Source organism: Anaerolineales bacterium (genome assembly GCA_015075625.1).
GTDB lineage: Bacteria > Chloroflexota > Anaerolineae > Aggregatilineales > UBA2796 > UBA2796.
The window spans coordinates 145,747-160,502 of sequence record JABTTZ010000001.1; the positions used below are offsets into that span (position 1 = coordinate 145,747).

Annotated in this window: 11 protein-coding genes; 1 reads left to right on the forward strand and 10 read right to left on the reverse strand. The window is 56.9% G+C overall.

Annotated features, from left to right (window positions below; all coding sequences use genetic code 11):
- Window positions 1–17: 17 nt before the first annotated feature.
- From HS103_00690 to HS103_00705, 4 genes are all read right to left on the reverse strand, one after another.
- Window positions 18–707 (reverse strand): YceI family protein, encoded by a 690-nt coding sequence (locus tag HS103_00690; GenBank protein ID MBE7511317.1) that lies wholly within the window; start codon window positions 705–707, stop codon window positions 18–20.
- 37 nt (window positions 708–744) lie between these two features.
- Window positions 745–2,226: an alpha-amylase gene (locus tag HS103_00695; protein ID MBE7511318.1), complete on the reverse strand. Its 1,482-nt coding sequence runs from the start codon at window positions 2,224–2,226 to the stop codon at window positions 745–747.
- A gap of 320 nt (window positions 2,227–2,546) precedes the next feature.
- Entirely contained in the window at window positions 2,547–4,826 is a 2,280-nt protein-coding gene (locus tag HS103_00700; GenBank protein ID MBE7511319.1) for a hypothetical protein, read from the reverse strand.
- Window positions 4,810–5,058: a helix-turn-helix domain-containing protein gene (locus HS103_00705; GenBank protein MBE7511320.1), complete on the reverse strand. Its 249-nt coding sequence runs from the start codon at window positions 5,056–5,058 to the stop codon at window positions 4,810–4,812. The genes HS103_00700 and HS103_00705 overlap by 17 nt, the downstream gene beginning before the upstream one ends.
- Window positions 5,059–5,374: 316 nt before the next feature.
- Between HS103_00705 and rfbB the strand changes: the two genes are divergently transcribed.
- Window positions 5,375–6,403, forward strand: coding sequence for a dTDP-glucose 4,6-dehydratase (gene rfbB / locus HS103_00710; GenBank protein MBE7511321.1), 1,029 nt, complete (start codon window positions 5,375–5,377; stop codon window positions 6,401–6,403).
- A gap of 153 nt (window positions 6,404–6,556) precedes the next feature.
- On the opposite strand, the gene HS103_00715 is transcribed toward rfbB, so the two are convergent.
- From HS103_00715 to HS103_00740, 6 genes are all read right to left on the reverse strand, one after another.
- Window positions 6,557–7,762 (reverse strand): hypothetical protein, encoded by a 1,206-nt coding sequence (locus tag HS103_00715; protein MBE7511322.1) that lies wholly within the window; start codon window positions 7,760–7,762, stop codon window positions 6,557–6,559.
- 219 nt (window positions 7,763–7,981) lie between these two features.
- Window positions 7,982–8,842, reverse strand: a complete 861-nt coding sequence (locus HS103_00720) for a hypothetical protein (GenBank protein ID MBE7511323.1) — start codon at window positions 8,840–8,842, stop codon at window positions 7,982–7,984.
- Window positions 8,752–10,617 (reverse strand): transporter substrate-binding domain-containing protein, encoded by a 1,866-nt coding sequence (locus HS103_00725; GenBank protein MBE7511324.1) that lies wholly within the window; start codon window positions 10,615–10,617, stop codon window positions 8,752–8,754. Before HS103_00725 ends, HS103_00720 begins: the two co-directional genes overlap by 91 nt.
- Window positions 10,592–10,999 carry a response regulator gene (locus HS103_00730; protein MBE7511325.1) on the reverse strand — a complete coding sequence of 136 codons (408 nt, stop codon included), beginning with the start codon at window positions 10,997–10,999 and terminating at the stop codon, window positions 10,592–10,594. Before HS103_00730 ends, HS103_00725 begins: the two co-directional genes overlap by 26 nt.
- A gap of 78 nt (window positions 11,000–11,077) precedes the next feature.
- On the reverse strand, window positions 11,078–13,843 hold the full coding sequence (locus HS103_00735; GenBank protein ID MBE7511326.1) for a hypothetical protein: 2,766 nt from the start codon (window positions 13,841–13,843) through the stop codon (window positions 11,078–11,080).
- Between the two features lie 38 nt (window positions 13,844–13,881).
- Window positions 13,882–14,634, reverse strand: coding sequence for a hypothetical protein (locus HS103_00740; GenBank protein ID MBE7511327.1), 753 nt, complete (start codon window positions 14,632–14,634; stop codon window positions 13,882–13,884).
- Window positions 14,635–14,756: the final 122 nt, after the last annotated feature.

A 14,756-nucleotide genomic window follows, 5' to 3' on the forward strand; every position in this document is an offset into this window, starting at 1 on the left:
GTGGTCGCCCGCACTACTCAAGGTTGAAGGGGCTTGGTTGCGTAGATTTCTGCCTCAAAGCGGATCGTGCTGCTCATGATCGCCGTTGGGACATGAATATCCCACAAACCTAAGTCCAGCGAGACTGTTCCCCTTGCTGAGAGGACGCCATCCTTCAGCATCAGCCGGACAGGGAGTTCCACCTGCCGCGTTTTTTTCACCAATTCCAGCGTTCCAGAGATGACGACCTCAACGCCGTCTTTTTCGAGCGCCTCTAAGGTAACTAGAGTCGTCGCATCGCCAATAAAATCGGCGTAAGGGTTGGCGTCAATCTCCAAAACCTGCCGAAGCGTCGAGAGCAGCAGCCCGTTGACGGCTGTTGCTGTGTTCCCATCAATTTGAATGGCAACCTTCACGCGGTAACCCACCCCTTCCGGCACAAGCAGCACGTCCCACCCAGAGAGTTTGAAGATCCCGGGCAATTGGGCAATTCCCAAAATGCCCTGCCCCGATGCCGTATACCGGAACACCGATTGGATGGTATCCACAACAAAACGGGGTGTCTCTGGAACGAGAGTCACATCCGCCGTCGGGGTGAAGGTGAGTTGGAAGGTGGGAGGCGGTGCGCAGCAGATCAGCACTGTTCGGGCAATGCCCAGCCCAACAGCGCTCAGTACGACAAAGGCGAATACTAAGAACAGACGACGACGGCGTATAAAGCCTCCCACAGGGTTCCCCCTTCCCCACCTCAAGGGGTCAGTAATGTCACTTCTGTTCCATGTGGTAGATGTGGGCGGAGTTCGGCGCAAGGTCAACGCCTATGCCTGCCGTCAGCATATCATCGCCGCTGACCACTTTTGTATGATTGTCATCGAGGGCATCTGAAAGATGCCACTGCCCCGACCCTCTGAAACTGGGTTGAGGAAGCATCACCCGCGCCCGCACAGCATGATCGGCACGGTTTACCACAATCAAGCGCCAATGCTCTTGGTATGCCCACGCATAAGCGATTACCGCCCCATGCACCACTGACTCGGACTCATTGGGGTTGGGATGCGCCGCCAAAAGCATGAACACCCCATCATGATAGATGGGATGGTTCACTTCTGCCAATAGGCTGCGGTACATGTCACGCAGCCATGCTTCAAGGGGTTCGTCAGGGGCGCGTCCTAATTGGACGGGGAGCTTCACCCGCCGCCCTTCTAACTGCCCCTCGTAGATCAACTTCATACCGGGCAAGGTCAGCGTTAGCACGGCAGCGGCGGCGATGCGTTTTTCGCCAAATGCCGTTAGCGCACGTGGTTCGTCGTGATTTTCTAGGAAGCGCACCATCCGCGCTTGATACTTGTAACTTGCCATGAGGTGATCGCGCACGAGGGCTGTCCCCTCATGAAGCAGCCGATCATAAAGGCGTTTGTCATAGGTGTAATCGAAGCCAAGCCGTTGCAGTTCATGCTCCATATCCCAATAGACTTCCGCCATAAAGAGGAAGTTCGGGAAGGCGGTTTTGACCGCTGGAATGACCTCCCGCCAGAATTCATTCTGGTGGTGATCGTTCAGCCCCCAGGTCATGGCGAAGATGCGGTTGACAAGCAGCATCGCCATATCACAGCGCACGCCGTCACATTGTTTGGCAATCTCAATGAGCGCCTCGCGGGTGACGGCGCGTCCGGCGGGCGAGAAGGCATTCACTTGGGCGGTATCCCCCCAGGGTGGAAAGTAGGGGTCGCGCCCATGGGCAACAATGCGCCCACTGCGGGCGCGGTAGAAATGTCCCGGCGACTCCAACATATCCTCATCTGTGCCGCCCAAGAGAGCATCGGGATGGTCGTGAATCCAGTGATGGTCATTTGCCACATGGTTTGGCACATAATCGAGGATCAGCGCCATTCCCCGCCGCCGCAGCGCCTCTCGGAAGGCGGCTAAGCCATCCCGCCCGCCAATGCGCGAATCAACGGCATAGCGGTGAATGGCATAAGGAGAGCCAATAATATCGTCTTCGGTAAAACCGGGCAGGGCGTGTGCATAGTCGTTGCGTAGCCCTTCGTGGCTGCGAGCAATGTCGCGTGCGTCGGGGCTGCGCTCCCAGATGCCCATCAGCCAGACGACATCGAAATGATCAGCGGCGATAGTGTCGAGTACTTCGTCGGGAACGTTGTGTAGAGTGATTCCCCTCCCGTAGCGGTGGGAGAGCGTATTGAGCCAGGCAAAGGTGTTGATTTCGTAAAGTAGGGGATGGTTGCGCATCCGTGATGAACCCCCTTCGGAGGGCGTGAAACGTTTAATGATGTCCGCCATTATCGCCAAAGGTGCGATTTTCCGCCAACCCCTCTAAGCACGTTACTCTAAGTTATGTTGGGGTTTCCTCTTTACCCTTGTGTAGCAGGGAAAGGAGGGTGAGGGCGACCACACGAGTGCGGGGTGGCGCGAATTCGTTCCCCCTCTCCACACGAGGAGGGGGTGAGGTGTATTCAAGCCCCAAAGGGGCAGTCAATCCTAGCCCGCTGCTTTAGCGACGGGCGCTCCCATGCGGTGGAATTATGGGGGCGACTACATGAGGGTGGTGGCTACGGCGCAGCACGGGGCGGTCCACCCTCGCCCAAGCCCGGCGTCGGCAGCAGTTCGTAAGGGAGACTCCAAAAATCGGGGAACGGGGCGTAAGGAAGGTTGTAGTATGCCTCAATGACACGGCGGACAATTGGGGCGGCGGTTTCCGACCCCTCGCGACTGGTGAGGACGAGCGCTGCCACCGCAATATCGGGCGTTTCGCCCGGGATGCCCGCAAACGCCGCAAACCACCCATGTGGATAAGGCGATCCGCTCTGCGCTGTTCCCGTCTTTCCGCAGACCTGTACCTTCGTCTGGTCAAAATTGACAAAGACCCACTGCGCCGTGCCAAATTCTTTGTTGGTCGTCACATTGCAGAGCGCGACGCGAATCCCATCGATGACCTCTGGGGAGATGTCTTTGAGCGTCGGGTCGGGCGGGTTTGCCGTGTAAAACGGGGCTTCTCCCGCGTTGCCAATGGATTTTATAAGGTGCGGTGTATAGAGTTTTTCCCCGTTGGCGACGAGCATGAGCATCCGTGCCACTTGCAGCACGGTTACTTGAAGATCGCCCTGCCCAATGATGATATTTAGGCAGTCGCCCGTCCCCCACCGTTTCCCACTGCGGGTAAACTGACTGTCGGGATCAGGGATGTACCCTTCTTGCTCAATGAGCGCCTCGATTCCGGTGCGAATCCCTAATCCCATATCGTTGGCATAGCGGCGAATGAGCCGCGCATCTTTCTCGCAGATTCGCGCCCCAACCGTCCAGAAATACACATCACAGGAGGAGGTCAGCCCTTGTTTCAGGTTGATTCGCCCATGATAGTTTGGGTTACGGTTTGGCTCAAGGTAAATCCAGTCTGTACGGGTGAAATCTTCATCGCTGCTGCGGTAGGTCCCGCGACAATCGACAATCTCATTGAGATCAAACAAACCCGACCCCGCCGCTGCTGCGGTGGAGGCGATTTTCATCACCGAGCCGAGAAAGTAGGTTTCCTCAGTGGCATGGTTCACCGTTGCCCGATTTTTTAGGTAGCCCTCAATGGTGCCAGCGTCAAAAGAGGTATCCAAGCGCCACGCATCGGGGTTAATGGTCGGGTAGTTCGCCATTGCCAAAATTTCGCCGCTTTTGACATCCAAGACAACCACCGCTGCCCCTTGCGAAAACTGCGCCCAGTTCGCCGCATTGTAGGCATCGGCAACCGCCTGTTCGACCTTCAATTGAAAGTCGCGGTCAAGCGTCAAGGTCACATCGCTGCCGCCCCGCCCTTTTTGGGTGTAGATTGTCCGCACAAGGATGCTGTCGGGGGTGATGATCTCCAAACTTGCCCCACTCACCCCGCCCAACTCTGTTTGGTAGGTGCGCTCTACGCCATACAAACCCACCAGCGAATCTCGCGAGAGATCGGGGTAATCTGCCGGATTTTGGATCGGACCGACAAAACCGACGCTTTGGGCGGCAAGGTTTCCCGCAAAGTAGAAGCGCGAGTTTTGCCGACGGTATTCCAGCAAACAGACTTGATCCAGCGAGGGACGCAAGGCGTTGTAATCTGGCTCGCTGAGAATCCCAATGGTGTAGCCGTTATCCAGCCCAGTAAAGGCTTTGTATTTTTCGAGATCGGGGCGGTAAAGCCGAAAGACACTGGCAAGGCGGTTAAAGCATTCGTCGGGGTTGTTTGTTGGGTAGCTGCGGGTCAGCAGGCGCACGGCAATGTTCGTCACGCCATCTTGGGCAATCAGGCGGTTATAGCGATCATAGATTGTCCCACGCGGGGCGCGAACACGGCTGAGGGCAAGGGTAGCCCCGCCCGCCATCCCCTCAAAAATATCCATCGTACTCCATGTCACCCGCCAGCCACGCGGGGTAACAATCAGACGCATGGTGCGATCCATGTCGGAAAATTCGCCCAACGTGGAGGAGACAAAGGTCATGTCATAGCTGACGATGATTGTCGTTCCCTGCTGCTGTGTCCGATCGGCATGGAGTGTGTAACGTTTCGCCTTTTCTGGGACAAGCTGCACCGTTTTTTCCGCCGCCGTGTACGCCTCACGGAACGCTTCGCGGCTGGTGATCTGGCTGCGCGGGGTGATCAGGGTATACATTGCATCGTAATCCCCCGCTATCCACCCATCCAAAAAGGCGCGGGCAACGTTTTCCGCCTCGGCAAGGGTCAGAACTGGTGTGGCGTTGGCGGCATTTGGCGGGGGAGGAGGCGTGTCATTGCAAGCGGCTACGGTCATAAGCAGCGCAAAAAAAATGACCCAATAGCGTGTGTGGCGCTCAGCGATTCTCATCATCACCTTCTATTGTCGCGCTTGGCTGCTGGACTTCGGTTGCCGCCAACAAATCGAGGATATGCTGCCCACGAATGAGGACACGGCGCATCCCCGGCGGTTGGCTAACCCGCAGGGCGCGGGCGGTGATCAGCCGCTTGACAGTGCTGAGGCTGACGTTCAAAATTTCAGCGACTTCCTCGCGGGAGTAGACGCGATTCGGCTCAATGACAGGGCGTTTGGTATGGTGGATCATGACGTAGATTATCCTATGCAGAAGTCCTCAAAACAATGAACGCGAGATGAATAACGACGGGGAAAACATAATCGTCCTAAGTACCTATCCGTAAATTATAGGTAAAGTTTAGGGCAACCCCTCACGACCCTTTTTCTGATGGTATTCAGGGAGAGATGCGGTGTTTGCCAAAGGCATCTTTCTCAGCACTGCCGCAATTACACACCAAACCCCAATTTGCGGATAGGCTTCTAAAATAAAGCCGTAACCAATGGATACAAGACCTTCCGCCGGAATGCTATAATGCGCTAGATTCTGACCGACACAGGAATGTACCATGAAAACTATTTTGGTCACGGGCGGAGCGGGGTTTATCGGGAGCGCTTTTGTGCGCCATATGGTGGCGACCTACCCGCACTACCGGATCATCGTCCTTGATAAGCTGACCTACGCGGGCAATATGGATAACCTGCTCCCTGTCAGCGATGAAGAAAACTATGCCTTTCGGCGCGGGGATATTGCCGATCATGCCACCGTCCGCCACATTTTAGCGACGGATGGCATTGATACGATTGTCAACTTCGCTGCTGAATCCCATGTGGATCGCAGCATCCTTGACCCCGACGCCTTTATCAAAACGGATGTCGTTGGCGTTTATGTGCTGCTGGAAGAAGCGCGGAAGGCGGGTATTCAGCGCTTCCACCACGTTAGTACGGATGAAGTCTATGGCTCAATCCCTGAAGGGTTCTTCAAAGAAGGCGATCCGCTTGAGCCGAACAGCCCGTATTCAGCCAGCAAAGCCGGCGGCGAGATGATGATCCGCGCTTACCATGTGACCTACGGCATGACGACGACCATCACGCGGGGGAGCAACACCTACGGGGAATATCAGTACCCCGAAAAAATGCTGCCCTTGTTCATCACCGAGGCAATTGATGATCGCCCTCTCCCTGTCTATGGCGATGGGATGCAGGTGCGCGACTGGCTGCACGTTGATGATCACTGTCGGGCGATTGATCTCGTCTTACACAAAGGAACACCCGGCGAAATCTACAACGTAGGCGGGGAAAACGAACGCCATAACCTAGAGGTGACCAAGCGCGTCCTGAGCTTGCTTGGCAAGCCGGAAACGCTCATCCGTTATGTGACAGACCGCCCCGGACATGATCGCCGCTATGCGCTCACCTGCGAAAAGATTCGCGGGCTTGGCTGGCGTCAGTCGGCATCTTTTGAAGAACTGTTGGAAAAAACGGTGCGCTGGTATCAAGCGAACGAATGGTGGTGGCGCAAGATCAAGACTGGGGAATACCTTGCCTATTACAAGCAGCAGTATGCAGATCGCTTGGCGAACGCCGCACAGGGCTAACCCTCAGTGTAAAATCAACCGCCCGTGTAAGGTTTGAAAGGGTAGCAGAGTAGGGGCGACCACGTTGGGTCGCCCCTACGAATGGCTGTTCTCCCCTCCCCGCAAACGAGGAGGGGGGGATAAGGGTTCTTTAGAAATCCCTGTGGTTGACTGTTAGCGCGGCAAATCCATCGGGCTGGTATCGCCAAAGGCAGACGCAACATCGGGGGCATCAGCCTTCTTTGCCCATGCCGAAATCTGGATGGAAAGCCGCTCGAAAACGCTGTCCTGCGGCATCGCTGTGGTTGCATAGGCAAGGTCGAGGATGCGTGCCTGTATCGTCAGGGTTGCCGTCTCCAAAAGGACAGCATCGCCCGTTTTTATCATGACTGCCTCGCCCTTCGGGGCAAGTTCGGCACGGGTTGCCTCGTCGCGGTAGGCATGTTCGGTCATCAAGACTTTCGTCAGTGTGTTTGTGGTGTTCGCATCAAAGACCCATACCTCAAGGGCGGTCACCTTTTTGGGATCACCCACGCCAATTACCTTTGAGACCCCCGCGCCCGTCTCACCGAGGAACTTCCCGGCAGACGTTTCAATAGCGAACGAGTCATCAAAGTAATCATCGCCCATGATGTACGTAGACATGAATTGGGCAACCGGCGTCCCTCGATCTACGGTGACGGTTGCTCCGCTCTCAGGGGTGGCTTTGACGATTTTTTCTGCCTCTACTGCCTTTTTGCGGGCATCTTCCATCGCTTTACGGCGTTCTTTTTCCAGCCCCTCTTGGACTGTCGAAGGCGCTGAAGATTTCCGCTGGAACAGGACGCCAATCGGGATGATTGTGTTGAAGATGATGATTCCGCCAATCAACAGGGCGGGGACAACCACACACAGCACAGGGGTCAAGTTGCCATTGAAGAAACTGGAGGTCACTTTGGCGATTTGGTCTGGGTTTTCCCGCGCTAAGGGCTGAATATCCAACAGACGGGGGAGGAGCGGATCTGCCGGATTGCCCGTTTGCAGTTCCACAATCAGCCCATTGACGATTTCCGGTGCATTGCCCAGATAATCCAATTGAAGTTGCGCGTTTTGTAAGGCGACGGCAGAGGTATTGGGGTCTTGGCGGGCGGCGCTGTATTGCCATGCCGTTTGTTTTACATATTCCCGCTTCCAAGAATCCCCCAAATGCACCGCTTCGGCAGCGGTGTAGACATTTGGCGAGATGACATATGCCCACAAGAACGCCAAAATAATCCCCAGGAGGAATGTGCCAAGCGGAAACAGCTTACGCGGCACGCCCTGTGAGATTAAAAATGGGATGGTCTTCGGATCGACCAACGTCCGAAGGGATTGAAGAATGGTACGCTGGCTGCTCGACATAGCTTGGAGACCGCCCTTTCTATGTGGCGGGGGGACACCTGCCCTTGCCGCCCCCTTCGCTGCTGACTACCTAACACAACCTAATTCTATAGGGTTCACAAACAGGAGACAATCGATTGAGAGAGGAGTGTACCGAGATTTGCGCGAATGCGCTAGACGCCACCAAAGACGATTCTCTCGATGGTCTTCCAAATGCGTTTCAAGAGGGATTCCCCTTGCTCATCGCCGCCGGAGCATTCCAATAAGCATCCCTGCCACCCCAATCATGCCGAGTCCGGCGATAAACACGATGGGTGGGATTGTTCCCCGCGCCGATAGGGATACCCGTGCGGGCAGCGTCGCCTCGACAAAGGCAGGTGGATAGGTAAAGGTTGGCTGCGGTCCAAGCGGTGTCCCTACCCCTCCATCCGCTGCCCGTGTAAAAATGCCCGTTGCCGATGCCTGCATGACCGTTGCCGTCTCTGGCGCGCCGGGCGTTGCCGTCAGAAACTCTGAGGTTTGCTGCGCACCAGCCGTCGCTACATTCGCTGTGGGCAGTGCCTGTGGGTCGATGATTGGGATCGTCGCCGGATCGCCCCCCGTTAGCACAACGACATCCTCATAGACCCACGCTACCCCAGACGCCGCCCGATCATAGCGAATTTGCAGCCACATCCCATAGCGCCCCGTCACGGCAAAAAAGCGCCCCGGTTTTTCTTTGAACAATACTTGTGAATCAAGGCTTGGCGCAGAGCGTATATTCGCTTCTTCGCGGGCTTCAGCACGGATGGTGCTTACTTCGGGAGTTGGTGTACGTGACGGGGTGGGCGATTCAAACGGGGGGGGAGTCTCTGTGCGGGTGACAATGAGAACAGGAAGCGGCGTCAGGGTGGGCGCTTGGGCATCTGCCCGCTGCCAAAGGCTTGGCAGCAGCAGCAGTACGACGATCAGCGTCAGGCAACACGCCGCCATCAGCCCATAGACCCCGCGCCGCATTGATGTGCTGCCCATCACCCCACCGCCCGTATCCCGAAGGGCGTTCCCGTCCCCGGCATAATGATCATCTTCAACGGTTCGTCCATCCCCCACAGATCGCGCCACAAGCGCTGATACGTCCCATCACGGTACATTTCTTGGAGCGTTGCCTCCACAAGGATGCGGAATGGCACATCATTGCGCGGGACGGCAAAAGTGAGCGGCGATTTCTCATAGAGTGTTTTTGTCAGTTGGACGTAAGGCTTGTTCCGTTCTGCTAGGGGGATAATTCGCAGGGCATCGCCAAACAGCACCCGTGCGTTTTGCGTCTCGAACACCTCACGGATCGCTTGTTCATCAGAAGTGAAGGGAATATGTTGGATGGTCTGTTCGGGAATCCCCACACTGATCGCCAAACGGCGGGCGATCTCGAACGCGCCGCTATCGTCGGCAAATGTGCCAATCACACGCTTGCCCAAGCGCAAACTGCCAAAGTTTTCAACGGGGCTGCCCACACGCACCAACATCCGGTAGCCGCGCTCGGCATACCACCCAACGAAGTCAACACGATCCACCGTCCCCCAATGGGGTTTCACATTGATAGCAAGATCGGCGTTCCCACTAGCAAGGGCATCTTCGGCGGTGGCGTGCGCCCCCGGTACGATCATCACGCCTACACCCCAGCGCCGCGCCATCTCGTAAATGAGCGCGGCATTGAACGTCTCTAAGATGGAGACAGTCCCCCGCGCATCGGGCGGCTCACCCAAGCCCGCCACGCGCAGCGCCCCACCGGTTTGGATGATCTCAATGACCGAACGGGCGGGGCGCACGATATCGACAGGAAAGGCTTGACACTCCCCGCCTGGGGCGCAGTTGACCGCTCGCGTATCGGCATCCAGATCAGCCCACACCAAGGGGTAGACTCGATCTTCGCTCGGCATTAGGTCAGGCGGAAACCAGCGATCAAAAATCTGTTTCAGGCGGTCACTCTTGACCAAGCGCTGTAAGGTGCGGTTGATCAGCGTGCGGAGATGATCATCATAGCGCAGCATGGCAATGCCATACGGTTCGCTGCGGAACGTGCCATCCATAAGGCGGACGCCTTCAATCTTTCCCCGCACACGCTGATCCAAATCCCACCGATCTCCCACCAGCGCGGTAATCTCCCGCGCCCCCAATGCCCGAATCGCGTCGTCCATCATGGCGTAACGGTTGACAGTGACGTTCATCCCATTGGCGAGGCTGAATCCCCCAAAGGCGGCTTCCCCTGCGCTGCCCACCACGACGCCCACTATTTGCCCATTTAGGCTGAGGACATCGCCGGGCGTATCCGCCATCGCCAACGCCACCTGCCGATTCACGAAATAGGGATCGCTAAAATCGAGGAAGTCAGGGGCATCGCGGCTGATGATCTGCCCGCCGATCAATACGTCAATTGTCCCCGCTTGGAGCAGCCCATAGGCATCTTTTTTCGTCACTTGCCGAAATTCAAGGCGTATACCCCAATCTTCGGCAATAGCGCGGAGAATGTCGGCTTCAAAACCTTCATAATCCCCCGTATCGGTGATCGCCGCGAAGGGGAGGCGGTTGGCGGGCGTTCCCACCACCAGCGTTGCCGGCGTCCGTTCTCGAATCCGTGCTAAGGCGGTGCGGCTGATTGCCGGATAGGGTGTGGCAGTCGGCGGGGGAGGGACGAGCGTCGGCGGGACGAGCGTCGGGGCGGGCTGTTGGGTAACTGCCCCAACCCCGCCCACCCATAGAAAGGAGAGAAGGAGCATTGCGCCGACGAGGATCAAAAAAGACCCCCGACGGTTAGAAAGGGGCGATCTCAGCGTCCCTTTCGTCTTACCCGCTGTTGTTTGGTCAGAAATTGTGCTATCCGTTGAGAAATTCATGGACATGGCGTAGCAATTCACTGGGCAGCAGTGGTTTTGTCAGAAAGCCATCGCTGCTGATATTGAAATCGAGCGCGACTAAGGTTGCCTGAGCGTAAGCGGTGACGAAGATGATTCGCGTCCGGCGTGCGCCGCCATCGAGTTTGCGAATGGCAGATGCCACTTCATAGCCGTTCATCTCTGGCATGGCGAAATCCAACAGAACGAGATGAGGATGAATTGTTGGGTAATGTGCCAATGCCGACGCTCCATCGTAAGCGGTGAACGCCTCGTACCCGGCTGTGCGCAGGGTATTCGCCATCATGTTACAAATGGCGCGATCATCATCAACGATCAAGACCCGTATTTTTTCCAGTTTGCTGTCTGTTTCCCGCTGTTTGTCTGTCATTATGTAAGTCGCCATGCTAGTTAGTGTAACGAGAAATCGGCTGCCCTTTCCCTCCCTTGACCAATGTCTAATCGACGCTTAATCGTCGTTTGGTCTACGAACAGGGATTTTCGTCGTCCCGCCCATGCCTGCTGGCGGACGCGGTTCGGTAGGCAAATCGGTTGTCCCTGAGGGTGGCAGAGCGTCCGTTGGAGTCTCAAAGTCAACGGCTTTGATGGTGATCTCCATGGTGTCATCTTTTTTACCCTGCACGGGGATAATTGCCCCTTCGCTGGTATCCGTTGAGATCGGCGGGAGTTCGCGGATATGGACGACGGGAGGCAGTTCAGGAAGGGTCTCCGGTGGCGGCGGCGCGGCTGACTCCACCGGAAGGGGTGTGGAGTCTTCAATCGCTTGCCATGTGCTGTCCACCTGCACCTGATACCCCGTTGGGAAGGTGATATACGTTCCCATGTTATCGCGGCGGATGGTCATCCCCCACAGGCGGACGGTCACTGCGTGGGGAAGGGCAAAAACACCGCCAGCAAAGACCTTTCGGGTGCTGATCGGGCGCAGCCCAATCAGGCGGAAAAAGAGCGCCAGCGGGAATGTCCCTTCTATCTCGTCAATATCACCCAAGCCGTCACCGCTTTCGCTGTTGTAGCCGCCTCGGAAGGCGTGATCGGTGCGCAGCGCCTTTGCCATCGCCTCCATCAGCCGGCTGAACAACCCCCGTGCGGCGTCCGTTAATTCGCCCCGCAGCGATTTGTTGGCGGCTGTTGCGGCGTTCTCAAGAAGCGCCTGTACGAAGAGCCCGTTCCAGACCATCCACACGCCGCCGCTGCCACCATCGTTGTTGGGGATGAACGCCGGATCGTTCGCTGGACAGATGGGCAAGCCAAAGGGACGCCCATAACGTGCCGGATCGTTCAGTGTCGCCACAATCCGCCGCAGACGTTCCTCGCTGCCCACCGCCCCCGCCCATAAGGGAAGCAATTGAGTCAGGTTTTGGCGGGTGAGGTCTACCGTATCGACCTCCACCGTATAGAGGCGGATGATCCCTTCACACTTCAGGTAATTCACCTGACGGTACACCCGTTCGCTCACTGCCGCGCCCATGCCGTAATACCAGGCAAAGGCAGTGCTATCAATGGTCTCCTTGACGGCGTTCCCTTGATGATCGATCCCCTCAATGACCACCGTGCATTTCGGGGCGCTATCCCGCCCGCCAATGATGCGCACGATGAGGCGGTTGGGCGGATCGAGCGGCGTTTTTACGTCAAAGGCTTCATCGCCCTTCCCTCGGAACAGGTAAATCCCCTTCAAAATGGCGTTTGTGTCGCGTTCGCGGTAGAGATACGTTCCGTTCGGCTCGTCCCACATCGTTTCTAAGGCGGCACGCAGCCCCTCAAGACGCTCTTGGATGAAGGCGGTGTCGCTGGTTTCAGCGGCGCCCCTAGTGTCTCCTTCGGCGGCAATCTCGCCTAGCGCCAGCAGCGCCGTCCCTTCGGCAATCAGATACGCCGCCAAATCGGGCGCTTCTACCTTTTGAATGTCGGCGTTTTGCGCCCAACGGCGAAAACGGGCAAAGGTTGGGTTATCGGGGTAGCCGCTCTGCTCTACGGTTGCCCATTCTGGCACAGCGTCGCCATCGGCATCGGTTTCGGGCTGAAACCAGCCTCTAAAAAAGCGACGCAGAGCGGGGAGCGCCTCTTGGACGAAGGCGCGATCTTCGGTCAGCGTGTAGACCTCGTGTGTTGTTGTTGCCCACAACGGCAAACTGAGCAGATGCGCCCGCTGCCCACCTAAGCCCACTTTATAATCAATGCCGCCGCTGCTGTCTTGCACGGCAAGAGCATTGCGAATGACGCCCTTTGCCAATTCCGGGGCGAGGATTGCCGTCGAGGGCAAGATGAAATGGCTTAGCTGTGCCGTTTGCCCGTTCCACTGCCGCCCGTGATCGCTACCATCGGGTTGGGCGCTGAACCCCCGTCCGGGTGTCCGCGCCGTGACAAACGAGGCGTGGGGCAGCGCCTTTGTTGGGGAGAGAAAGCTCCGCAGCAGGACGTGTATCCCAAAGCCCAACACAGCATCCCAATCGGCGTTGCTGGTCTCAATGACGGGAAGTGGATTGTTGAGCGCCGCGATCTTGCGGAAATTTGCCTCCCAATCCACACGGCTAAGCCAACTGTGCGCCGCCGCAAGGCTCTCGTTCATCGTCGTCAAGCCGGCATGAACCCAGCGTACCTCGCCCTGCCCCTGCCCGCTGATGGTGAGGGTCGTCGTCAGTTTAGCGCTCGTTCGTTCGTTGGGTCGTCCGCCCGTTTGGGGGGTCGCCTTTTCGAGGATTACAATGGGATGAAGATTGCCGATTCGCCCCATATGGAGTGCCTCGCTGCCATCATCCAAGCCCAACAGGTTCATCGTCACCGTTTTGTCGTTACGGATCGCTTGGGCAAAGAGTTCTACGCGCAGCGTGACCGGTTTTTCGGCGGTGTTTTCAACATGAAACCTGCCCCCAACGGCATGTGATTCCATCACCCACAGGTCAAAGGTTAGGCTTAGGCTGTTTGTCAGTTTCGCCGTGATATGGGTGTAATTGGGGGTGATGCTGCGTACAACGGGGCGTTCGGCAAAGGCGATTGTCTCGTAGATGGTTCGCCCATCGACAATGAACATAGGGACAAGCCGCGCCAAGCCCGCCCGCCCGCCATATTTTGTTTGGATAGCGAGGGCTGGCTCTTGCGCCCCACCAAAGGCGAGTTCCCAAGCCTGATCATCGGCATAATCCGTGCGCGTCAGGCGGGCATCAGCGGCGAAACGTAAAGCGTGCGGTTTGTCGGCATTCAGTCCCCAGTCACGCATGAAATATCCTTCTTATGGTTATGGATCGTCACAGGTTGTCAGGGTTTGTTGGGGTCGGTGAGCGCCTCGGAGGGACGGGTTAGTTCATCCGTGACCCAAAAACCCGCCAACCAGCGTGTCATCTCGTCCAAGACGGGCGGGGGCAGGCGGATCGCCGCATCAAAGCGCCCCGGACTAAAAGCATACAAACGAGCGAATCGCTCCCGCACAATAAAAATCAGGTAATCGCGCTCCCAACGTTCCTTTGCCCACAGAATGGTGATTCCATTTTGGCGGCGCATCAGATCGAGAAAACGCCGCCGTGAGGCATCGGGCAGCGCCCCTAAGGTAAACCGCAGACCGAGCATCCCCCGCAGAATAAAATCGGCTTCTAATGTGCCATCAATGCCTTGTAAATCAATGTTCAAAACAGCCGCTTCATCTTGGCTTTTGAATTGGGCAAAGCCACGTTTGGCGCGTTTGCCCGGCGCCGGATTGTAATTGGCAGAGGCGAGCAGCGGCGCACTGGGGTAGCGGCGCATCAATTCCCCATCAAGATCAATTTTGCCGGCAAAGAATTGTTGCAAAATATACGGTGCGCCGCTTTGGAGCGAGCGCCCACTCTCGTTGACCTCTATGGTCAGCCGTTGGCGGTCTTCGTTTGTGATGCGTGTGGTGAATTCCCGCGTCAGCCGAACAAGTTCCTCCACCGGAATACCGTCCACCATGCCGGGGGCATCGCTTGGCGGGCGGGAACGGGTGATCATTGGGTTTTTCAGCCGTGTAATGCTGGCATCGGAATTGTCGGTCATTGCTCTTACCCTCTACCACGCTTGCCGCTCTGGTTTCCCCTATGCTTTCATAGTATAGATCGGGGCAGCACTTGGGGCGAATTTAGGGTGCGCTGATTCATCCTAGGGGTTACGCACTTGCC

What these genes read in the sequence shown, in the direction of transcription:
- HS103_00705 (MBE7511320.1), bottom strand. Translation starts at nt 5,058, where the DNA reads ATGATCCACCATACCAAACGCCCTGTCATTGAGCCGAATCGCGTCTAC.
- HS103_00735 (MBE7511326.1), bottom strand. Translation starts at nt 13,843, where the DNA reads ATGCGTGACTGGGGACTGAATGCCGACAAACCGCACGCTTTACGTTTC.
- HS103_00700 (MBE7511319.1), bottom strand. Translation starts at nt 4,826, where the DNA reads ATGATGAGAATCGCTGAGCGCCACACACGCTATTGGGTCATTTTTTTT.
- HS103_00725 (MBE7511324.1), bottom strand. Translation starts at nt 10,617, where the DNA reads ATGTCCATGAATTTCTCAACGGATAGCACAATTTCTGACCAAACAACA.
- rfbB (MBE7511321.1), top strand. Translation starts at nt 5,375, where the DNA reads ATGAAAACTATTTTGGTCACGGGCGGAGCGGGGTTTATCGGGAGCGCT.
- HS103_00730 (MBE7511325.1), bottom strand. Translation starts at nt 10,999, where the DNA reads ATGACAGACAAACAGCGGGAAACAGACAGCAAACTGGAAAAAATACGG.
- HS103_00715 (MBE7511322.1), bottom strand. Translation starts at nt 7,762, where the DNA reads ATGTCGAGCAGCCAGCGTACCATTCTTCAATCCCTTCGGACGTTGGTC.
- HS103_00740 (MBE7511327.1), bottom strand. Translation starts at nt 14,634, where the DNA reads ATGACCGACAATTCCGATGCCAGCATTACACGGCTGAAAAACCCAATG.
- HS103_00695 (MBE7511318.1), bottom strand. Translation starts at nt 2,226, where the DNA reads ATGCGCAACCATCCCCTACTTTACGAAATCAACACCTTTGCCTGGCTC.